Source organism: Streptomyces sp. HUAS MS02, from assembly GCF_055702265.1.
On record NZ_CM146747.1, the window covers coordinates 9,284,359 to 9,306,047 of the forward strand.

18 protein-coding genes are annotated in these 21,689 nt (G+C 72.3%); 15 read left to right on the plus strand and 3 right to left on the minus strand.

Annotated elements, in window-relative coordinates; genetic code table 11:
* Window positions 1-69 precede the first annotated feature (69 nt).
* Window positions 70-915: a (2Fe-2S)-binding protein gene (locus ACZ9QC_RS40100; RefSeq protein WP_472917607.1), complete on the minus strand. Its 846-nt coding sequence runs from the start codon at window positions 913-915 to the stop codon at window positions 70-72.
* 188 nt (window positions 916-1,103) lie between these two features.
* Between ACZ9QC_RS40100 and ACZ9QC_RS40105 the strand changes: the two genes are divergently transcribed.
* From ACZ9QC_RS40105 to ACZ9QC_RS40150, 10 genes are all read left to right on the plus strand, one after another.
* The gene (locus tag ACZ9QC_RS40105; RefSeq protein ID WP_472917608.1) at window positions 1,104-2,153 is read left to right on the plus strand and encodes a FecCD family ABC transporter permease; all 1,050 of its coding nucleotides are present in this window, start codon (window positions 1,104-1,106) and stop codon (window positions 2,151-2,153) included.
* The gene (locus ACZ9QC_RS40110) at window positions 2,150-3,190 is read left to right on the plus strand and encodes an iron chelate uptake ABC transporter family permease subunit (RefSeq protein WP_472917609.1); all 1,041 of its coding nucleotides are present in this window, start codon (window positions 2,150-2,152) and stop codon (window positions 3,188-3,190) included. The genes ACZ9QC_RS40105 and ACZ9QC_RS40110 overlap by 4 nt, the downstream gene beginning before the upstream one ends.
* Window positions 3,191-3,559: 369 nt before the next feature.
* Complete coding sequence (locus ACZ9QC_RS40115; RefSeq protein ID WP_472917610.1) at window positions 3,560-4,381, plus strand: ABC transporter ATP-binding protein; 822 nt, start codon at window positions 3,560-3,562, stop codon at window positions 4,379-4,381.
* 80 nt (window positions 4,382-4,461) lie between these two features.
* Complete coding sequence (locus ACZ9QC_RS40120; protein WP_472917611.1) at window positions 4,462-5,478, plus strand: ABC transporter substrate-binding protein; 1,017 nt, start codon at window positions 4,462-4,464, stop codon at window positions 5,476-5,478.
* A gap of 88 nt (window positions 5,479-5,566) precedes the next feature.
* Window positions 5,567-6,772 (plus strand): ATP-grasp domain-containing protein, encoded by a 1,206-nt coding sequence (locus tag ACZ9QC_RS40125; RefSeq protein ID WP_472917612.1) that lies wholly within the window; start codon window positions 5,567-5,569, stop codon window positions 6,770-6,772.
* Window positions 6,773-6,822: 50 nt separating this feature from the next.
* The gene (locus ACZ9QC_RS40130) at window positions 6,823-8,598 is read left to right on the plus strand and encodes an IucA/IucC family protein (RefSeq protein ID WP_472921947.1); all 1,776 of its coding nucleotides are present in this window, start codon (window positions 6,823-6,825) and stop codon (window positions 8,596-8,598) included.
* Window positions 8,595-9,782, plus strand: coding sequence for an MFS transporter (locus tag ACZ9QC_RS40135; RefSeq protein ID WP_472917613.1), 1,188 nt, complete (start codon window positions 8,595-8,597; stop codon window positions 9,780-9,782). Before ACZ9QC_RS40130 ends, ACZ9QC_RS40135 begins: the two co-directional genes overlap by 4 nt.
* A complete protein-coding gene (locus tag ACZ9QC_RS40140; RefSeq protein ID WP_472917614.1) occupies window positions 9,783-11,603 on the plus strand; it encodes an IucA/IucC family protein in 1,821 nt (606 codons plus the stop codon).
* Window positions 11,604-11,653: 50 nt separating this feature from the next.
* Window positions 11,654-12,862: a type III PLP-dependent enzyme gene (locus ACZ9QC_RS40145; RefSeq protein WP_472917615.1), complete on the plus strand. Its 1,209-nt coding sequence runs from the start codon at window positions 11,654-11,656 to the stop codon at window positions 12,860-12,862.
* A gap of 125 nt (window positions 12,863-12,987) precedes the next feature.
* Window positions 12,988-14,187: a 4-hydroxybenzoate 3-monooxygenase gene (locus ACZ9QC_RS40150; RefSeq protein ID WP_472917616.1), complete on the plus strand. Its 1,200-nt coding sequence runs from the start codon at window positions 12,988-12,990 to the stop codon at window positions 14,185-14,187.
* A 134-nt stretch (window positions 14,188-14,321) separates the two neighbouring features.
* On the opposite strand, the gene ACZ9QC_RS40155 is transcribed toward ACZ9QC_RS40150, so the two are convergent.
* Complete coding sequence (locus ACZ9QC_RS40155; RefSeq protein WP_472917617.1) at window positions 14,322-14,684, minus strand: DUF6479 family protein; 363 nt, start codon at window positions 14,682-14,684, stop codon at window positions 14,322-14,324.
* A gap of 171 nt (window positions 14,685-14,855) precedes the next feature.
* Between ACZ9QC_RS40155 and ACZ9QC_RS40160 the strand changes: the two genes are divergently transcribed.
* Window positions 14,856-15,230, plus strand: coding sequence for a four-helix bundle copper-binding protein (locus ACZ9QC_RS40160; RefSeq protein ID WP_215452204.1), 375 nt, complete (start codon window positions 14,856-14,858; stop codon window positions 15,228-15,230).
* Between the two features lie 131 nt (window positions 15,231-15,361).
* Window positions 15,362-16,552, plus strand: coding sequence for an acyl-CoA dehydrogenase family protein (locus ACZ9QC_RS40165; protein ID WP_472917618.1), 1,191 nt, complete (start codon window positions 15,362-15,364; stop codon window positions 16,550-16,552).
* Window positions 16,553-16,665: 113 nt separating this feature from the next.
* On the opposite strand, the gene ACZ9QC_RS40170 is transcribed toward ACZ9QC_RS40165, so the two are convergent.
* Complete coding sequence (locus ACZ9QC_RS40170; protein WP_472917619.1) at window positions 16,666-18,393, minus strand: PucR family transcriptional regulator; 1,728 nt, start codon at window positions 18,391-18,393, stop codon at window positions 16,666-16,668.
* A 217-nt stretch (window positions 18,394-18,610) separates the two neighbouring features.
* Between ACZ9QC_RS40170 and ACZ9QC_RS40175 the strand changes: the two genes are divergently transcribed.
* From ACZ9QC_RS40175 to ACZ9QC_RS40185, 3 genes are read left to right on the plus strand one after another with little or no spacing between them, the layout of a single operon-like run.
* Window positions 18,611-19,099, plus strand: coding sequence for a YflT domain-containing protein (locus ACZ9QC_RS40175; protein WP_472917620.1), 489 nt, complete (start codon window positions 18,611-18,613; stop codon window positions 19,097-19,099).
* 52 nt (window positions 19,100-19,151) lie between these two features.
* Window positions 19,152-21,062, plus strand: a complete 1,911-nt coding sequence (gene dnaK, locus ACZ9QC_RS40180; protein WP_472917621.1) for a molecular chaperone DnaK — start codon at window positions 19,152-19,154, stop codon at window positions 21,060-21,062.
* A gap of 9 nt (window positions 21,063-21,071) precedes the next feature.
* The gene (locus ACZ9QC_RS40185) at window positions 21,072-21,689 is read left to right on the plus strand and encodes a nucleotide exchange factor GrpE (protein WP_472917622.1); all 618 of its coding nucleotides are present in this window, start codon (window positions 21,072-21,074) and stop codon (window positions 21,687-21,689) included.

Consider the following 21,689-nt stretch of genomic DNA (forward strand, 5'->3'; position numbering starts at 1 on the left):
AGCGGCGTCAATCGGCTCAGAGGTCCGGGGTGGGAGCGAAAGTTTCGGTGAGAGGGCCTGCCCGTGCGGTCAGCCCTCCAGTCGGCGCAGGCGTTCCGCGTCGCAGGTGCGCGGGCAGGTGGAGCAGGCCTCGGCCGGGCGGATCGTGTAGTAGAGACAGCAGCCCAGACGGGTACGGGTCGGGTGCTCGCGACCGTCGCTCGTGCGCAGGGAGCGGAAGTCCGCGCCGCCGGGGAAGGGAGCCTGGGCGCCGGGCAGGACGGCGGAAGCGGCCCGGACGCCGGCGGCCTCGTCGCCGCGTGTCCGCCCGAGGTACCAGAGGCCGGAGACCAGGTCGTCGGAGACCAGCCCCCACAGCGCGCGCGAGCCCCGGCGGACGTACGGGCCGAGCGTATCCAGCACCGGACCCATGTGGTCCGCCACGGCGGTCCGCAACTCGGCGCGCAGCGCGTCCTGATGGGCGGCGACCCGGGTGCCGGGGAGGAGTGCGGCCGGGTCGCCCGGGAGGCAGACGAGCTCGGCGCCCGGGGTGACTTCGAAGGCGCCCGAGGCGAGGTCGACGCGTATGTCGCCGGGGGCGATCCAGGGCACGCGCCGCTCCAGGAACCACACTCCGCTCATCAACAGGCCCACCGACCAGGCGTAGTCGTGCAGAGCGCGGGAGGCGGCGACGTGCCGGGGCGCGGTGTGGTCGTGGCGCTCCCGGATACGGGCGGCCTCCGCCTCCACGAAGGCCTCGACGCCCTCCTGACCGTCCATCAGGCCGACGGTGCGGGCGGGTGACGGACCCGGTTCGGCGATCCGTACGGACAGTGCCTCGCACATCGTGTCCAGGCGGCGGTACGCGGCGGTGAGGAGTACCGGGACGGGTGTGGCGGTGTCGGCCTGGGTGGTTTCCAGGTGGGCCACGGTCATCGGTAACTCCAGAGCGTGAAGGGTTTGGCTAGAGAGGCAGGTAAGCCTTACCTTAGCTGCAAGATCACGCGGTGCTCGCCGAATGGGGTGTGAAGTAGTTGTGCACGTCGTTGACCAGTGAAGTTACCGGCTGGTTGATCAAGGGCGTTGTGGATCACAGCAACTCCACAGCCATTGAAAACTAAACCATGCCTAACCTAAGCTCACGTTTCGTGACTGCGACCGACCGGGCCGCGCCGACCGGCGTGCCCCCGCATGCGCTGAGGCACCTGACCCTGTTCCTCGGCGGAATCGGCGCGCTGACGCTGTGCGCCGCGCTGAGCCTCGCCCTCGGAACCCGCTCCGTCCCCCTCCCCGCCGTGCTCGACGCGCTGGCCGGGCACGCGGAGGGCCGGGACGCCCTGGTGGTGACGGGACTTCGGGTGCCGCGGACGGTCATCGGCCTCGCGGTCGGCGCCGCCCTCGGAGTCGCGGGCGCCGTGGCCCAGGGCATCACCCGCAACCCGCTCGCCTCCCCGACCACCCTGGGCATCAACGCGGGCGCGGGCTTCGCGGTCGTCGTCGCCATTTTCGCGCTGCGGCTCACCGACCCCGTCGAGTACGTGTGGTTCGCGTTCGCCGGAGCCGCCGCGGCCGCCGTCCTCGCCCAGGCGCTGGCCCGCCGCGCCGGGGACATCGACCCGGTACGGCTCGCCCTCGGTGGCACGGTGCTCCAACTGGTGCTGCTGTCCTGGACGTCGGCCGTCATGCTGGCCAGTCAGCGCACGCTCGACGAGGCCCGCTTCTGGCTGGCGGGGTCCCTAGCGGGACGCCAACTCGACACCCTCTGGCCGGTGTTGCCGACTCTCCTTGTGGGACTCCTGCTCGCCGGGGCCGTCGCGCCCGCCCTCAACGCCCTCGCCCTGGGCGACGACTCGGCCCAGGCGCTCGGTGTCCCCGTCACCCGTGTCCGGCTCGCCGGCGGCCTCGCGGTCGTCCTGCTCGCCGGATCCGCCGTCGCCGTGGCCGGCCCGGTCGCGTTCATCGGACTCGCCGCGCCCCACCTCGTCCGCCCGCTCCTCGGCGGCGACCACCGCCTGCTCGTCCCCGGATGCCTCCTCGCCGGCCCGCTGCTCCTCCTCACCGCCGACATCCTCGGCCGCCTGGTCGTCCGCCCCGCCGAACTGGAGGTCGGCATCGTCACCGCGTTCCTCGGCGCGCCCCTGCTGGCCCTGCTCGCCCGGAAGGCCGCCCGATGACACTGACGTACAAGGCTGCGGTACGACGCGGCACACACCGCCCGCCCGGCCGGGCCCGGCTCCTCGCCCACGGCGCGACCGGACTCCTCGCCCTGCTCGCGCTGGTCACGGTCGCCGTCTCCACGGGGGAGATGGACATGCCCGCCTCCGTGGCGCTCCGCGCGCTGGCCGGGTTCGGCGACCCGGGCGATGTGCTGGTGGTGCGGGAGTTCCGTGCGCCGCGCGCCGTAGCCGCCGTGGTGGCCGGCGCCGGACTGGGAGCGGCGGGCTGCGTCCTGCAACGGCTGTTCCGCAACCCCCTCGCCTCCCCGGACGTGATGGGCGTGACCGGCGGGGCCTCGCTCGGCGCGGTCGCCCTGCTTGCCGCCGGTGCCTCCCAACTGCTCATCCCCGTCGGCGCGTTGGCCGGTGGCCTGCTGGCCGCGCTGCTGCTCGGGGTGTTCGCCTGGCGCTCCGGGCTCGCCGTCACCCGGCTCGTCCTCACCGGCCTCGCCGTCCAGGCGGGCCTGGCCGCCGCGGTCAACCTGATGATCGTCCGCTTCCCCGCCGAACTCGCGGGCTCGGCGCTCCAGTGGACGACCGGATCGGTGTACGGCCGCACCTGGACGGAGGTCTGGGGCGCGGGCGCCGCCGTGCTGGTCGCCCTGGCCGTCGCGCTGGTCACCCACCGCCGTCTCGCTGTGCTCGACCTGGGCGACGACTCGGCTGGCGCGCTCGGTCTCCACACGTCCGCCGCGCGCCTCCAACTGCTGCTCGTGGCCGTCACGTTGGCCTCGCTGGCGGCGGCCCTCGCCGGGCCGGTCACCTTCGTCGCCCTCGCCGTCCCGCACATCGTCCGCTTCCTCACCGGCCCACCCACGGCGGCGACGCTCGCCCTGGCGGCCCTCACCGGGGCGGTTCTGCTGCTCGCCGCCGATCTCGTGGTCCAGCACGTGCTCCCGGTGGAGGGTCTGCCGGTCGGGGCCGCGACGGCGACGTTGGGGGCGCCGTGGTTGCTGGTGCTGATGTTCCGTCAGAGTGCGGCGGTGCGCGGGTGAAGGGGCGGCGTGTTGTCGGGTGCGGGTGGGTGGGGGCCGGCCGCGCAGTTCCCCGCGCCCCTGAAAAGCAGGGGCTGCGCCCCATGCTTTTCACCTCCGCGCGACTGCTGTCTTCCGTCCCCGAGCGACGGCTGTCTTCCGTCCCCGCGCGACTGCTGTCTCTCAGGCCCGGGCGACCGTCGCCTTTCGCGCGCACGACTGTCGCCTTCAGGCCCGTAGAGCCTGGTCTTTTGGGGGCGCGGGGAACTGCGCGAGAAGCCCCACCGGACCCGCACCCGACAACGCACGGCTCATCCCCCGTACCCGTTACCCGTGCGCGTTCCCGCCCTCCGCGTACCGCACAACGAACCGCTCGCCCCAGGAGCCCCCATGCCCCCCACCAACGAACTCCGCACCCGGCGCCTCGACCTGCGCTACGGCGACCGGCTCGTGGTCGGCGGGCTCGACCTGACGCTGCCCGGCGGCGCCGTGACCGCGATCGTGGGCCCCAACGCCTGTGGTAAATCAACCCTGTTGAGAGGCCTCAGCCGACTGCTCGCCCCCACCGCCGGCACGGTCACCCTCGACGGCTCCGACATCCACCGCATGTCCGCCCGCGCCCTGGCCCTACGGATGGGCCTGCTGCCGCAACAGCCCGTCACCCCCGAGGCGATCACCGTCGAGGCACTCGTACGCCTCGGCCGCTACCCGCACCAGCGCCTGCTCAGCCCCTGGTCGACCGCCCACCAGCGTGCCGTCGACGAGGCACTGGACCGCACCGGCACGACGGCGCTGCGCGACCACCCCGTCGACAGACTCTCCGGCGGCCAGCGCCAACGCGCCTGGATCGCCCTGGCGTTGGCGCAGGACACCGACCTGCTCCTGCTCGACGAACCGACCACCTTCCTCGACCTCCGGCACCAGCTCGACGTCCTCGACCTGGTCGCCGCCCTGCACGCCGAGGCCGGCCGCACCGTGGTGATGGTGCTGCACGACCTCGGACAGGCCGCCCGTTACGCCGACCACATGGTCGTGCTCAAGGACGGGCGCCTCGCCGCCGCCGGCCCACCGGCCGACGTGCTCGACGCGGACCTGGTCAAGTCCGTGTTCGACGTGGACTGCCGGGTCATTCCCGACCCGGAGACCGGCACACCGCTGGTCGTCCCGAAGAGCGGCGCGACACGGCACATCACCGCGCCCTCCACCACCTGACTGCTCATCAACTCACCCACCCACACCTTCACACCTTCACCTGTTCATCCCATTCCCTGATCAAGAAAGACCACCCCCTCATGCTCAAGCGATCACCCCTGCGCGGATTCGGCCGCCCCGCCGCCGCACTGCTCACCGTCGTCCTCGGCACGGGCCTCCTCGCCGCCTGCGGCGACTCCGGCACGACGAAGGCGGACGCCGCCGCCCAGGCCGGCGCGGACAGCGCCGCCTTTCCCCGCACCCTGAAGACCGTGATGGGCGACGTCAAGATCCCCGCGCAGCCGAAGAAGGTCGTCGTCCTCGACACCGGTGAGCTCGACGACGTCACCCTGCTCGGCGTCGACCCGGTCGGCGCCGTCGCCCCGCACTTCAAGACGGAGGGCGGCTTCCCCACGTATCTGGAGGGCGACCTCAAGAACACCACGGACGTCGGACCGCTCCTGGAGCCGAACCTGGAGAAGATCGCCTCCCTGCGGCCCGACCTGATCCTGTCCTCCAAGGTCCGGCACGAGAAGGTCTACGACAAGCTCAGCGCCATCGCCCCGACGGTCTTCACCGAGACCACCGGCGGTGTCTGGAAGGAGAACCTCAAGGTCCACGCCGAGGCGCTGGGCCTGGAGGACGAGGCCGCCGCCAAGCTCAAGGAGTACGAGACGCGGGCCAAGGCGCTCGGTGAGGCGATCAAGAAGAAGGACGGCGCCCTGCCGACCGTCTCCGTGGTCCGCTTCGTCGCCGGCCCGACCCGGCTCTACGCCTCCAACTCCTACAGCGGTGTCGTCCTGAGCGACGTCGGCTTCCGGCGCCCGGCGTCCCAGGTCTCCGACGACCCGGCCGTCACCATGAAGGACGTCGGCCCGGAGGAGATCGACCAGGCCGACGCGGACCTGATCTTCGTCACCACCGCCGACACCCCGGACAAGACCCAGCAGAAGCAGGTCACCTCCAACCCCGTCTGGAAGGACCTGCCCGCCGTCGAGGACGGCAAGGTCTTCGAGGTCCCGGACGAGACCTGGATGTCCGGCATCGGCGTCCAGGCCGCCGAGGAGATGCTCGCCGACATCGCGAAGGCAACCGGCGTCGAACTGCCGAAGCAGTAACTCCCGCGGTACCCGGGGCGGGCCCCACCACGAGACGGGCCCGCCCCGCCCCACCCCCCACCCGCTAGCGGAAGCCGTGCACCACCCCATGCGCCTGTACCTGCTCGCCCTCAACCCCACCGACTCCGTCACCGAGGGCTTCCTGCCCGCCGCCGTACGGCTGGGCCTGGACGTCACCCTCCTCACCGACCAGCCCGACGCGCACCGCGCCGCCTACCCGGAGCATCCCGGGATCGAGATCCTCGACTGCGACGTACGGGACCACCGCGCCGTCATCTCCCGGATCTCCACCCGTCACCGGCCCGACGCGGTCTTCACCAACAGCGACCACCTCCAGACCCAGGCCGCCCTCGCCGCCCACTACTTCGACCTCCCAGGCAAGGACTGGCGGGCCGCGCTGCGCGCCAAGGACAAGGGCGAGATGCGGCGCCACCTCGCCGTGGCCGGCGTGGACACCGTGTGGTCCGCAGAGATCACCGCCCCGGCCGACCTCACCGGCCCCCTCGTCGCCGACGCCCCGTACCCGTGCGTCGTCAAGCCCCGTGAGGGCGTCGCCAGCGAGGACGTCGTGCTCGTCGACACCGCCGAGGACCTCGTGGCGCGCGCCAAGGAGATCCTGGCCCGCCGACCGGGCGGCACCCTGGTCGTCGAGGAGTACCTGCCGGGGGAGCTGTACACCCTGGAGACCCTCGGCGACGGCCGTGTCCGGCACGTGCTCGGCGGCTTCCACACCGAGCTGTCCCCGCCGCCGTACTTCATCGAGGAGCGGCTCACCTTCGTCCCGGCCCACCCCGAACCGGTCGTCGCGCAGGTGCTCGCCCAACTCGACGCGCTGGGCGTCGGGTTCGGGGCCTGTCACACCGAGTTCGTCGTCCACGAGGGCCGTGCCCGCGTGATCGAGGTCAACTACCGTGCCATCGGCGACCAGTGCGACCTGCTGCTCGCCCAGCTCCTCGACCTTCCGCTGTTCGAGCACATCCTCCGCACCCACCTCGGGGAGCCGCTCCCCGCCGACCTCGGCGTCCGGCGCGACGGCGCGGCCCGCCTGGAGTACCCCTGTGCCGACCGGGCCGGCACCCTCGTCGCCGCTCCCGCCGCGACCGACGTCACCGTCGACGGCGTGCGTCTGACGTACCGACCGCTGCGCGCACTCGGCGAACACCATCAGCTGTACCGCACCAACCGCGACTACCTCGGCGTCCTCCGCGCCACCGCCACCGCCACCGGTCAGCGGACCGTGGACCGGGTGGTGGCGGACTTCCTCGCCGCCCAGCGCTGGGAGATCCAGCCGTGACCGCCATCACTGCCGTGACCGCCGCGCCCGCCCCGCTCGCCGTGGACGCCATGACCGCCGCGCCCGCCATGACGGCCACGTCCGACGCGCCCGCCGTGGACGCCGCCGAAGCCGAACTGCTCACCCGGGTGCTCGGCGCCCTGCTCCGCGAGGACGTGGTCGGCCTGCGCACCCGCAGCACGCCCGTCGACCACCCGGACGGGGCCTGGCTGCGCCTGCCCACCGCCGACGGCGACGACGCCCTCCTCCTCCCGGTCACCGAGGACGGCTTCCAGCACACCCACGCCGCCCGACTGCCCCTCCTCGTCCGGGAGTCGGACGGCACACCCCTGACCACCTGCGACACCGTCCTCGCCGCACTGCGCACCCTCGCCGACCCCGTCGACCGCGACGGCTTCGACGCCTTCGCCGAGGAGTGCCGCCAGACCCTCGCCACGATGCGGCTGCACGAGGCGACGGCGGACGAGATCGCCGAGGGGCTCACCGACCTCTACGGCGCCGACCTCGCCGACTGGACGGGGCTGCGCGGCGGCCTGGCGTACGAGACGCTCGCGGCACGCCTCGACCACCCGGTCTACCCGACCGCACGCGGCCGCGCCGGACTCGACGAGCAGCAACTGCGCCACTACGCACCCGAGTTCCACCCGACCTTCGCGCTCCAGTGGCTCGCCCTGCCCAAGGAGTCCCTCACCGTCGCCGGGGACCTCCCCGACGGCTGGCCCACCCCCTCCGGGCTCGGGCTCGCGGACCTCGACCACACCCATGTCACCCTGCCCGTCCACCCGCTGACCGTCGGCGCGCCCCTGGACGCGGCACTGCGCGAGGCGGGGCTCGCGGACCGGGCCGTACTCGCCGACCGGGCGTACCTGCCGGTCGTCCCCACCCTGTCGATGCGCACGGTCGCACCCGCCGCCGCGCCCTCCCTGCACCTCAAACTGCCCCTGGCCACCGCCACGTTGGGCCTGCGCAACAAGCGGTCCATCAAGCCCGGGACCCTCGTCGACGGTGCCGCCGGGCAGCGGCTGCTCGCGGCGGTGACCGACCGCGAGCCCCGCTTCCGGGGCCGGGTGCTGCACGCCGACGAGACGGTGTACGCGCACGCCGGACACGAACTCCTCGCCGTCCTGTGCCGCCGCTACCCGACAGACCTCGACGACTGTGCCGTCGTGCCCATGGCCGCCCTGCTCGCCCAGGCCCCCGGCGGCCGACTGGTCATCGACCACCTCGCCGACCGCTACCACGGCGGTGACCCGACCGCACTGCTCGACGCCGTGCTCACCCTGCTGTTCGACTGGCAGACCACGCTCTTCGGCTACGGCATCGCCCTGGAGTCGCACCAGCAGAACGTCTCCCTCGTGTTCGGCCCCGGACCCGGAGACCTGCGGCTGCTGCTGAAGGACAACGACGGCCCCCGCATCAACGTCGCCCGCCTGACCGCCAAGCTCGGTGCGGATCCCGCGAGGTGGGGATTCGACGACGCCCGCACCTTCACCACCGACGACCGCGCCGTGGCCGACCTCTTCACCACCATCACCGTCCATCTGTGCGCCGGCGCCTACGCGTTCGGCCTGGCCCGCCACGGCCGCGCCCCGCTGCCCGAGCTGCTGCGCCTCGTCCGGAACCGCCTCACCGAGGCCGTCGACCGGCTCGGCGGCGGCGCGGCGGCCGTCCTGCGCGAGCGGGTGCTGAACGCCCCCGAGCTGCCGGTGAAGGCGATGGTGACCGCCGGGACGCTGCTCGGCAAGGAGCGGTCGGGCGCCGCCGACATCAACAAGCACTACACCACCGGGCCCAACTACCTGCTGGGACAGGGGAGTCCGGCATGACCGCCGAGGCGCTCGCGGTGTCGCGCCCCGCGTTCGGCCGCCGCCAGGTGCACGCCGTGGCCGCCTGCTACTTCGTGGCGTCGTTCGCCGCGCTGGGGCTGCCGCCGTACTTCACCGAGATACTGCCCGGCCTGGGCGACCGCGCGGCCCGCTGGGCGGGTGTGCTGTACGTCGTGCCCACCGTGTTCAGCGCGCTCGCGGCACCCCTGTGGGGGCGGCTCGCCGACCGCTTCGGGCGAAAACCTCTGCTGCTGCGGGCCCAACTGGGCCTCGCAGTCTCCTTCCTGCTGGCGGGCTGGGCCGACTCGCTCACGATGTTCACGGTCGCCCTGGTGCTCCAGGGCATCCTGGGCGGCACGTTCGCCGCCTCCAACGGCTATCTGGGCGCCGCCCTGGACGGCCCGCGGCTGTCGAAGGCGCTGACCCTGATGCAGGGCAGCGCGCGGGCCGCACTCGTCTTCGCGCCGATCGTCGTCGGCGCGCTGTCGCCGTGGCTGTCCCCGCACCGCCAGTACGCGTTCCTCGCCCTGCTCCCGCTCGCCGCCGCCCTGCTGCTCGCCGCGCTGCCCGAACCGGCCGAGGCCGAGGCGCCGGCGGAGCGCGAGCCGGAGGCCGCCGACCCCGCCCCGAGGGCCGCACTGCGCCGGCTCTACGCCCTGGAGTTCGCCTTCGTGTTCTCCACGGTGATCTCCTTCCCCTATCTCATCTCCCTCGTCGAGGAACGCCTCCCCGGCGCCTCCGCCGCCTTCTCCGGCCTGCTCTTCGCCCTGCCGCACCTCTGCTACCTGCTCACAGCCCTGACCGTGCACCGTGTGATCCACGCCCGCCCCCGGCACGGCATCGCCCTCGGCTTCGCACTGATCGCCCTCGGACTGGCCGGTCACGGCGTCGCCGACAGCCTGCCCGCCCTCGTCGGCGTACGGCTGCTCCTCGGCGCCGGCCTCACCCTCGGCATGGTCGGTCTGTCGGTCCTGGCCGCCGACTGCGCCCGGGGCCGCGCCCCCGGCGGGATGTTCGGCTCCCTGGAGTTCTTCTCCAAGGCCGGCGCCGTCGCCGCCGGAGTGACCGCAGCCGTGGGCAGCGCCCGGTTCGGGCCCGCCGCCCCGGTGCTCATAGGCGGCGGCATGGCCGCCCTCACCGTCCTCGCGACCCTCCTGCCCCCACGTACCCGCTGGAGCCACTGAATGCCCCCGCTCACCGACTCGCTCGGTACCACCCAGCCGCCCACAGCCGACGAGGCCGTGGCCCGCATCCTTCCCACCGCCGAGGAGGCCGTGGCCCTCCCCCTCCCCACCGCCGACGACGCCGTGGCCCACACCCTCCTCAACTGCCTGCTGCGCGAGGTCTCCGGCCCCGAGCACCAGACCGCCGTCATCGACGGCCACCTCCTGCTGCGCCTGCCCCGCCGCGGCGTCCTCCTCCGGGTCGCCTTGCGCCGCAGGTCCCTGCTGGGTGCCCACCGTTTCACCGGCCCCGTCCAGGAGCAGTCCGACACCGGCTGGACCGTACTCGCCTGGCGCCGCCTCGCCGAATACGTCCATGACGAACTGTCCCTGCGCACCGGCGTCCGCAACGACGAGTTCCTGGACCAGATCGACTCCAGCCACCGCACCGTCGCCACCGCGCTCGCCCGCCGCGAGACCGGCGTGCGCACCGGGACCCGTGGGGCCGAGGACCCGGCCCCGCACGCCTCCGCCTCCCACGGGCTCCCGGACTATCTCGCCTCCGAACAGTCCCTGCTCTTCGGCCACCGCTTCCACCCCACCCCCAAGGCCCGCACGGGCGACGCGGACGCCTGGCAGTCGTACGCCCCCGAGGCCGGCGCCTCCTTCCCGTTGCGCCACCTCGCCGTCCGCGACCACCTGATCGCCGAGGAGACCGCCGAGGCGGGCGCCACCGCCGTGCTCGACCAAGAACGCGGCGACGTCCCCGACGGCTACCGACTGCTGCCCGCCCACCCCTGGCAGTACGCGATGCTCCGCGAACACCGGCTGCTGCGGGAGGCGTTGGGCCGCGGCGACATCCTCGACCTGGGGCCCGGCGGCCGAGAGTACGCGGCGACCGCCTCAGTCCGCACTCTCTTCGACGGCGACTCCTTCCTGAAGTTCAGCCTCAACGTCCGCATCACCAACTGCCTGCGCAAGAACGCCAGTTACGAACTCTCCGGCGCCGTCGCGCTCACCCGTGTGCTCGCACCCGCCCTCACCGACCTGGAGACCCGCTTCCCCGGCAGCGCGATGCTCCGCGAACCCGCCTACCGCAGCCTCGCCGTCCCCGGCCCCGACGGCACCCCCGACCGGGCCCTCCTCGAAGGCTTCGGCGTCATCGTCCGCGAGGGCCTGTCCCGGCGGCTGCTGCCCGGCACGACCCCGCTGCTCGCGGCCGCCGTCGCCGACGAGTACCCGACCAGCGCCGCCCATGTCTCCCGCCTTCTCGGCGGAGCCGGTCCGGGGACCGCGCTGCACTGGTGGCAGGCGTATCTGCGCCTCCTCGTCCCGCCCGTGCTCTCCGCCTACTTCGACCACGGCCTGGTCCTGGAACCCCACCTCCAGAACGTGCTGATCTGCGTCGACGGCGACGGGATGCCCGCCCAGGTCCTCTTCCGCGACCTGGAGGGCACCAAGCTCGTCCCCGACCACCACGCCGACACCCTCGCCGCGCTCCCGCCGGAGGTCGCCGGTCCGTTGTCGTACGACGCCCGGCGCGGCTGGGACCGTGTCGTGTACTGCCTGCTCGTCAACCACGTCGCTGAACTGCTCGCCGCGCTCGCCGACCTGCACCCCGAGAGCGAGGCCGACCTATGGGCCACGGTTCGGGCGACCCTGCGGGACTACGCCGACGAGGAGGGCTGCCCACCCCGCCTCGCTGCCCTCCTGGCGGGGGTCCCGCTCCCCGCCAAGACCAACCTCCTCACCCGCTGGGAACGCAAGGCCGACCGCGAGGCCGGTTACGTCCGTCTCCCCTCCCCGCTCGCCGAGGACGTCCTGCGCTGGAGCCCCCGGTGAACCACGAAGCCCGGACGAGCCACCGGCGCGTCATGAGCCAGGAGTCCTCCATGCCCCTCCCCACCCCCGCCGTCCGCGACCGCGTCCTGACCCTCGCGCCCGCCGAACTGCCCGCCTATCTCTACGACTTGACGGCCCTGCGGGAACACGCGGCGCACGTACGGGCCGCGCTCCCCGAGCGGGTCGAGCTGTACTACGCGGCCAAGGCCAACCCCGAACCGGCGATCCTGGCCGCGCTCGCCCCGTACGTCGACGGCTACGAGGTCTCCTCCGGCGGCGAACTCGCCCACGTCGCCGAGGTGGTCCCGGGCCGTCCGCTGGCCTTCGGCGGGCCCGGCAAGACCCCCGACGAGATCCGGGCCGCCCTGGAGCGGGGAGTCGAACGTCTCCACGTGGAGAGCGAGCACGATCTGCGCGTGCTCGCCGAGCTGGCACGCCAGGTGGCACCGGACGCGCGCGTCGGGGTGCTGCTCCGCTTCAACCTCGCGGTGGCGGACGGCTCGCTGGCGGGCAGCGCGCTCGCCATGGGCGGACGGCCCACCCCGTTCGGCCTGGACCCCGAGCGGGCACCGGACGTGCTCCGCCTTCTCACGGACGGCACCCACCCCCGTCTCGAACTGCGAGGCGTCCACGCCCACTTGGCGAGCGGACTCGACGCACCCGAACAGCTCTCCGTCGCCCGCTCGATCGTGGAGTGGGCGACCGGCCTGGGCGTACCGATCTCCGAGGTGAACGTGGGCGGAGGCATGGCCGTCGACTACACCCGCCCCGAGAGCCGCTTCGACTGGCAGGCGTACGGCAAGGGCCTGGCCGAACTCGCCGACGCGCACCCGGAGCTGACGCTGCGTATCGAACCGGGCCGCGCGCTCACCGCCTACTGCGGCTGGTACGCCACCGAGGTGCTGGACGTGAAGCGCAGCCACGGCGAGGAGTTCGCCGTGGTCCGGGGCGGCACCCACCATCTGCGCACTCCCGCCACCAAGGGACACGACCAGCCGTGTTCGGTCCTGCCGGTGGAGGAGTGGCCCCACCCCTGGCCGCGCCCGGAGGCCCAGGGAGAGTACGTCAGCCTCGCCGGACAGCTCTGCACGCCGAAGGACCTGCTCGCCCGGGCCGCCCACGCTCCCGGACTGCGCGCGGGGGACCGGGTGGCCTTCGGCCTCGCGGGCGCGTATGCCTGGAACATCTCGCACCACGACTTCCTGATGCATCCGCGCCCCGGTTTCCACTTCCTCGACCGAACCGATGGGGGAGTGTGACCGTTGACAGGCGGACGGGGCGGGCGCAAACTCATCCTCGATAAGTGAAGTGAAGTTCACTAGACGAACAAGGTCGGGGCCCGGAGGACGGGACGCGGCTCGTCCTCAACGACGAGGAGTACTCAATGCACACCACCGTCGGCATCATCGGCGGCGGCCCCGCGGGGCTGCTGCTGGCCCGACTGCTGCACAACGCGGGAATCGACAGTGTGGTCCTGGAGCGCAAGGACCGCACCTATGTCGAGCAGCGTCAGCGCGCCGGAATCCTGGAGCAGGCCACCGTCGACGTCCTGCGCTCCGCCGGGGCGGGCGCGCGGCTGGACGCCGAGGGCATGCCGCACGACGGCATCGAGCTGCGCTTCGACGGCCGCGCGCACCGCGTCGACTTCCCCGAGCTGACCGGCGGCCGCCGGGTCTGGGTCTACGCCCAGACCGAGGTGGTCAAGGACCTCATCGCCCTCCAGCTCACCGACGGCGGACCCCTGCTGTTCGAGGCGGAGGTGCACGCGGTGGAGGGCGCCGACACCGACCGGCCCGTGGTCCGGTACACCCACGAGGGCCGCGAGCAGACGCTGACCTGCGACTACGTGGTCGGGTGCGACGGCTTCCACGGGGTGGCCCGGAACGCGGTGCCCGAGGGGGTGCGGACGTCGTACGAGCGGACGTACCCCTACTCCTGGCTGGGCATCCTCGCCGACGCCCCGCCCGTCTACGACGAGCTGATCTACGCCCACTCCGAGCGCGGGTTCGCGCTGGCGAGCATGCGGTCGCCGTCCGTGAGCCGTCTCTACCTCCAGGTCCCGAACGGAACCGACCCGGCGGACTGGTCCGACGAACGCATCTGGGACGAGCTGGACGCCCGGTTCGCGCTCACCGCCCAGCCCGGCTGGCGGCTCAAGCGGGGGCCCGTCACGTCCAAGGCGGTCCTGCCGATGCGCAGCCACGTCACCGAGCCGATGCGCCACGGCCGGCTCTTCCTGGCCGGGGACGCCGCCCACATCGTGCCGCCCACCGGTGCCAAGGGGCTCAACCTGGCCGCCACGGACGTCATCGTGCTGGCCCGCGCTTTCGCCCAGCTCAAGGAGACCGGCTCGACCGAGCTGCTCGACGCCTACTCCGACACCTGTCTGCGCCGGGTCTGGCGGGCCGAGCACTTCTCGTACTTCATGACCACGACGCTCCACGCCGACCCGGGACAGTCCCCGTTCGAGACCCGGCTCCAGCTCTCCCAGCTCGACCGCGTCGCCACCTCACGGCACGCGGCGGCCGAACTCGCCGAGAACTACACGGGGCTGCCGCTCGACACCGACCTCGGGTCGTCGTAGCTCCGCGACGACACGGCCGGCTCCGCGACGGCACAGCCATGGGCGCTCCCCCTGCCGCGCGCAGGGGGAGCGCCCAGAAAAGCCGGTGATGCGCCGGTGATGCGCCGATGGTGTCCCAGTGGTGTCCCCGGGCCTCAGTGGGCGCCGAGGCCGCCGCTGCCGAAGCCGCCGCTGCTGTTCTTGCTCCAGCGCGGCCGCTTCTTCTCCGGGCTCGGCCGGGTCCCCTGGTTGCCGTGCACCTCGTACGGTGTCAGCCGACGGTCGCTCTGGGGGATCTCGTCCGGTTCGCGGGACAGCCGTTCCTCGTGGACAGGGCCCCCCTCGGGGATCCGGGGCTGCTCGTCGGGGCGCGGCCGACGCGGCTCACGGGCGCGTACACGCGCGCCCAGCCAGAGTGCGCCGATCAGCATGGCCACCACCACGACGCCCGCCAGGAACGGTGCGATACCGCCCAGTACGCTGCGTTCTGCGGCTATATCAGTCCATTCCATGTTCATAAGGGACGAATACCCCCAATATGTTGAGTGAACCGGCCCTGTTTCGCGCGAGCGGACCGCGAGCGGACGGGTGCCCGCCCCGCGCAGGCGGAAACGGAATCCCGTGAACCGGGTGCGGGGCGGACATCGCGCCCCGTGTTTGGTGGGGGCGCCTCCGGCTACCCGCCCTGGGTGACCACGACGACATCCCACCAGGAACTCATCCGGTTCCTCGAGGACCGCTTCGCGTGCGCTCAGGCCTGCACCGAATGTGCCCGCGCGTGCGCGCTGCGGGCGAGCCTCGCCGATCCGGACGGCCCCGAGGGCCAGGAGAAGATGCGACGCAAGGGCATCATGTGCGCGGAGGTGTGCGACGCCACCTGCAGAATGCTCTCCGAGCAGACCAGCCTGGACGAGGCCGCCATCCGCCTCCAGGTCGAATGGTGCCGAACCGTCGCGCTGGAGTGCGCCCGTGTCTTCGACGACACCCCCGGCGCCGAGGACGGCGCCAAGTCCTGCCGCGAGTGCGCACAGGCATGCACGGACTTCCTCGCCATCCTGCGCTGAGCCGCTGAGCCGCTGAGCCGCTGAGCCGGGTCCCGCGCGCCGCGAACGGGGCCGCCCCGCCTGTTCCCAATTACTGGAACACGTTCTAGCGTGTGCGCCGTCAGGTCGGCCTTGGGGAGCCTGGAGGCGCCGTGCACCTCGAATACACGCCCGAGCAGCAGCGGCTGCGCACCGAACTGCGCGCCTACTTCGCCGAGTTGGTCCCGGACGGCGCCTACACACGCCATGCCGACCCGGCGGCGCAGAAGCGGTTCTACCGCGAGACCATCCGACGGCTCGGCAGCGACGGCTGGCTCGGCGTGGGCTGGCCGAAGGAGTACGGCGGACGCGGTCTGACCGCCATCGAACAGTTCATCTTCTTCGACGAGGCCGCGCAGGCGGGCGTTCCGCTGCCCCTGATGGCGCTCAACACCGTCGGACCGACGATCATGCAGTACGGCACAGAGGAACAGAAGTCGTACTTCCTGCCGCGGATCCTCTCGGGCGAGCTGGACTTCGCCATCGGCTACAGCGAACCCGACGCCGGCACGGACCTGGCCTCGCTCAAGACCCGCGCGGTCCGGGACGGCGACGAGGCCACCGGCCACTACACGGTCAACGGGCAGAAGATCTGGACGACCAACGGCGACACGGCCGACTGGGTGTGGCTGGCGACCCGCACCGACCCCGACGCCCCGCCCCACAAGGGCATCACCATGCTCCTCGTGCCGACGACGGAGCCCGGCTACTCCTGCACCCTCATCAACACCCTCGCCTCCCACGACACCACCGCGAGCTACTACGAGAACATCCGCGTCCCCGTCTCCCGGCGCGTCGGCGAGGAGAACAAGGGCTGGCGGCTGATCACCAACCAGCTCAACCACGAACGCGTCACCCTCGCCGCCCACGGCACCATGGCCATCCGCTCCCTGCACAACGTCCAGCGCTGGGCCATGGACACCAAGCTCGCCGACGGCCGCCGCGTCATCGACCTGCCCTGGGTCCGCCGCCGCCTCGCCCAGACCCACACCCGGCTCGACGCCCTCAAACTGCTCAACTGGCGCATGGTCAGCGCCCTGCAGGAAGGCACCCTCACCCCGCAGGACGCCTCCGCCGTCAAGGTCTACGGCTCCGAGGCGCGCCGCGACGCCTACGCCTGGCTCATGGAGATCGTCGCCGCCGCCGGCGCCCTCAAGGAGGGCTCCGCGGGCGCGGTCCTCCACGGCGAACTCGAACGCGGCTACCGCTCGGCCGTCATCTTCACCTTCGGCGGCGGCAACAACGAGATCCAGCGCGAGATCATCTCCTGGATCGGCCTCGGCATGCCCAGGGTGCGGCGCTAGGGCGTGTTTCGAGTACGCCCAGTACGAGACCTTTCGTCCGGCACGCCGAGAGCACGCACCGGACGCCGCAGAGCCGCCCTTCGGGCGACGAAGGGACTTCCGAAACACGCCCCTTAGCCGGGGCCGCCCAGCATGATCTTCCACACCCGGGTCGCGACCTGCAGGTTGAGGCGGTCCTCCACGTTCGTGAGGTCATGGCCGCTGATCTCGCGGATGCGCTGGAGCCGGTAGCGAAGCGTGCTGCGGTGGATCGCGAGGGATTCGGCGGTCTCGGCGTAGTTGCCGCCGCAGTCGAAGTACCGGGACAGAGTCTCCACGAGCGCCGCACGGTGCCGGCCGTCGTAGTCGACGAGCTGTCCGAGCCATTCCCGAACGAACCCCTCCAACTCCTGGTGGTCGTTCCCAGGTCCCAGGATGCGGTAGAGGCCCAGATCGTCGAAGAACGTCATGCCGTACTGACTTCGCGACCGGCGGCGTACCTCCAGGGCACGCAGTGCTTCCTGGTAGCGGCCGGGAATGCCGTCCGGGGTGTCGCAGCGGGCGCTCACCCCGATCGCCCCGTCCGGTGTGCCGGTCGCCCGGGCGAGCGTCTCGTACAAGGCGTGGTCGTCGGGCCTGCCCTCGGCGACCAGCACCACGTGGTCGGAACGCCGAGCCACCAGCGACGGCATACCCGCGGCCGCGGCCGCCCGGCCCACGGTCCGCGCGAAGGCGTCGTCCACGACCCGACCCTTCCACTGCACGACGACCACGTACTGGATGCGGTGCAGGTCGTGTCCGAACGCCTCGGACCGGGCGTAGGCGCTCGCCTTGTCCGTGCCCCCCAGGAGATCGTCGACCAGTGCTCGGCGCAGTCGCAGCTCCACCTCCGCCAGATCGCGCAGATGCGACAGTTCCAGGGCGAGTGACGTGACGGCGTGCTCCAGAGCGAACACGGTGTACTCGTCGGCGTCGCCCCGGGGATCCACCAGGGCCAGCACTCCGAGAACCTCACCGTGGGGGCGTACCAGGGAGATCAGCCGGTCCTTGACGCGCACCACGGGCCCGCCTCTCCGGGCGACCTCCTGGAGCATCGCTTCATGGCGTACGGCGTCCGGTTCCGGATAGGGGTCGGGCCGGCCGGGACCGGTCCAGGACCGCAGCCGGCCGAAGCGGTCCTCCACCAGCACCGGAAATCCGGTGAGCTCATGCAGCGCGCTGGTGATGGCCTCCTCGCCGCCGCCCGCCGCCGCGGCCTCGGCGAGTGCGTCGTGCACGGCCCGCTGGTATCCCGACCTGACCACGAGGGAGATCAGCTGCTGCTGGAGGGTCGCTCGTTCTCGTCGCAGTCGGTGCAGTTCCAGCGCGTCTTCCTGCTGGCGGCGGTGCGCGACGGCGACCGACAGGGCCGCGCCGGTGAGGCGTGCCAGCACGGCGAGCAGGAAGTGCTGAGCATGGGTGGGCCGGGAGCGAGAGGTCACCACGAGGTAGCCGTGCAGTCCACCGGGTCCGTGCAGGGCCAGTGCCCGGCCCCGTGACCGGCCGGGAACGGCCACGGGGCCGTCCCGCCCCGTCAGCTCTCGCACCGTCCGGTCGACGCCTGACGCATGGTCCGGCCCGCCCTGCGGGCTGGGGACCAGATGGCCGTCCACCCTGAGGTATCCGGCCTCGGCTCTGTACGGGCCGACGGCCGACACGTGGTCCATGGCCAGACGCAGGATCTCGCCCTCGTTCCGGGTGTCGAACAGGGCACGGAAGACTGCCGACAGTTCGCGGGGGGGCCGGTTCGCCCGGGCCGGGAAGGTGTCGGCGGGACCCTCTCCACGAGACCGCGGGGTGCCGCCCGGACGGCTCCGCACCATGGGATCACTCCCTTTCCCGAGCCCTCATGGAGGTGGGCGTACTCCGCGTACCCCTCTGCGACCGGCTCACCCGAGGTCTTCGGAGATTCGCCTCGTGCTCGTGGGGGGACGGGCGCCGTCGTTCTTCGACCTGCCGGGCGCAGGCGTAGATCTGCTCGGTTCGCCAGTCTAGGGCGTGCCGGGGGCCGCCGTGCATACCGGCAGGAAGGACTGGGCGATGACCGAGCAGCCGCGCAGGCCCGTTGCCGCGTACGAGACGTACCAGGAAGCCGAACGCGCCGTCGACCACCTCTCGGACCAGGGGTTTCCCGTGGAGCGGGTGGCCATCATCGGACAGGACGTCCGCCTCGTCGAGCAGGTCGTCGGACGGATGAACTACGGCCGGGCCGCCCTGCACGGTGCGGCGAGCGGGGCCCTTCCCGGTGCACTGATCGGCTGGCTCTTCGGCCTGGCCGACTGGGTGGACCCGCTCGTCTCCGCCCTGCTCGTCGCCCTCTACGGCCTGATCTTCGGGGCGATCGTGGGCGCGCTGCTCGGTCTGCTGCTGTACGCGCTGCAGGGCGGCCGCCGGGACTTCGCCTCGGTCCGCTCGATGCAGCCCAGCCGGTACGACGTCGTCGTGGACGAAGCGGTCGCCGACGAGGCCGTACGGCTGCTCGGCGGGCTGCGGACCACCGACGCCGCCGGACGTCCCGCCCATACGTGAACGATCGGATCCGCAGCTGCGGCGCATGCCGCAGCACCGGGAGGAGCTCCTCATGGCCAAGGCAGTGGGCATCGACCTGGGCACCACGAACTCGGTGATCGCCGTGTGGGAGGGCGGCGAGCCTTCCGTCGTGCCCAACACCGAGGGGAACCGTACGACACCGTCCGTGGTGGCCTTCACCGACACCGGGGAACGGCTGGTGGGCCAGCTGGCCCGGCGCCAGGCGATCCTCAACCCCAAGGGCACCATCTACTCGGCGAAGCGGTTCATCGGCCGGCACTTCGACGAGGTCTCGGAAGAGGCCAGGGCGGTGGCGTACGACGTCGTCGAGGGTCCGGGCGGCGTCGCCCGCTTCGAGGTGCGCGACAAGCTCTACGCGCCCGAGGAGATCAGCGCCCAGGTGCTGCGCAAGCTCGCCGACGACGCGTCCAAGCAGCTCGGGGAGCGGGTCACGGAGGCGGTCATCACCGTGCCCGCCTACTTCAACGACGCCCAGCGCACCGCCACCAAGGACGCCGGGCGGATCGCGGGCCTTGAGGTGCTGCGGATCATCAACGAGCCGACCGCAGCCGCCCTCGCGTACGGCATGGACAAGAAGGAGCACGAGACCGTCCTCGTCTTCGACCTGGGCGGCGGCACCTTCGACGTGAGCATCCTCGACGTGGGCGACGGCGTGGTGGAGGTGCGATCCACCGCGGGCGACAGCCACCTGGGCGGTGACGACTTCGACCGGCGCCTGGTGGACTACCTCGCGGACGACTTCCAGAAGGAGTACGGCATCGATCTGCGCAAGGACCCGCAGGCCCTGCAACGCCTGTTCGAAGCAGCGGAGAAGGCCAAGACCGAGCTGAGCTCGGTGACGCAGACGCAGGTCAGCCTGCCGTTCATCACGGCCGATGCCTCGGGGCCCAAGCATCTGACCGACTCGGTCATGCGGTCCACGTTCGAGCAGATCACCAGCGATCTGGTGGAGCGGTGCCTGGGGCCGGTCCAGCAGTCGATGGCCGATGCCAAGGTCGGGGAGAGCGACATCGACGAGGTGATCCTCGTCGGGGGTTCCACCCGCATTCCCGCCGTCCAGGCGCTGGTGCGCCGGCTGACCGGCGGCAAGGAACCCAACATGAGCGTCAACCCCGACGAGGTCGTGGCCCTGGGCGCCGCGATCCAGGCCGGGGTGCTCAAGGGCGAGGTCAAGGACGTCCTGCTGCTCGACGTCACGCCCCTGTCGCTGGGTGTCGAGACACGGGGCGGCGTGATGACGAAGATCATCGAGCGGAACACCACCATCCCCGTGCGCCGCGCCGAGACCTTCTCCACCGCCGAGGACAACCAGCCCGCCGTCGACATCGTCGTCCTCCAGGGCGAGCGCGAACGGGCCGCCGACAACCGGGTGCTCGGCCGCTTCCAGCTCACCGACATCCGCCCGGCGCCGCGCGGCGAACCGCAGGTCGAGGTCACCTTCGACGTCGATGCCAACGGCATTCTCAACGTCAAGGCCCGAGACCGGGACACCGGCAAGGAACAGGGCATCACCATCACCGAGAGCTCCAACCTCGACCGCGGCGAGGTCGAACGCATGGTCCAGGAGGCCGAGCGCAACCAGGGCGAGGACCAGGCCCTGCGCGAGGCCGTCGACGCCCGCAACGAGCTCGACGCCGTCGCGTACCAGGTCGAAAAGCGCCTCGCCGAGCTGGGCGACGCCGCACCCGCGCACGAGAAGGCACGCGCCGAAATGCTGGTGTCGGATGCCCGGGCGGCGGTCAAGGAGGAGGCAGCCGTGGAGCGGGTGCGGCCCCTGACCTCCGAACTCCAGCAGGTGCTGTCCGGGCTGCTGGCGCATCAGGGCGGCGCCACCACGGGTGGTCCCGACCAGGACACCACCGGGGACGGTGCGACCGGCGGCGGCCCGAGCGGCGGTGGCGGTGACGACGACGTCATCGATGCCGAGTTCGACAAGGACTGAGGAACCGCCATGCCGATCCACCCCAGGGAATCCGACCCGGCCGTGCCGGACCCGGCCGACCCGGCTCCGGAGGGCACCGTACGCCCTCCCCGAGGGGATCTTCCGCGTCCGGGTTCGCCGGCCGGGCCTGGGCCTGACACGGACGACGAACCCGGCCCCGACGCGGCCCGCGGCCCCGCCCCGTCCGAGGACGTGCACCTGGCCGAGCTCAAGGAACTCGAGGACCGCTGGCGGCGCGCGCTCGCCGACCTCGACAACCTTCGCAAGCGCCACGCCAGGGAACTGGAGCGGGAGCGGACGGTCGAGCGGTCCCGCACGGCCGCGGCCTTCCTGCCCGTCGTGGACAACCTCGAACTCGCCCTGACCCATGCGGGATCCGACCCCGGCGCGATCGTGGAGGGCGTCCGGGCCGTCCGTGACCAGGCGGTGAACGTCCTCGAACTGCTCGGCCACCCGCGGCACGCGGAGACCGGCGTGGCCTTCGACCCGGCCCGGCACGAGGTGGTCGGCGTCGTCCAGGACCCCGACGCCCCACCGGGCACGGTCGTCGAGGTGCTCCGCCCGGGCTACGGCGACGGTGAGAGGCAGCTCAGGCCGGCCGCCGTGACCGTCGCGAAGCGGGAGTGA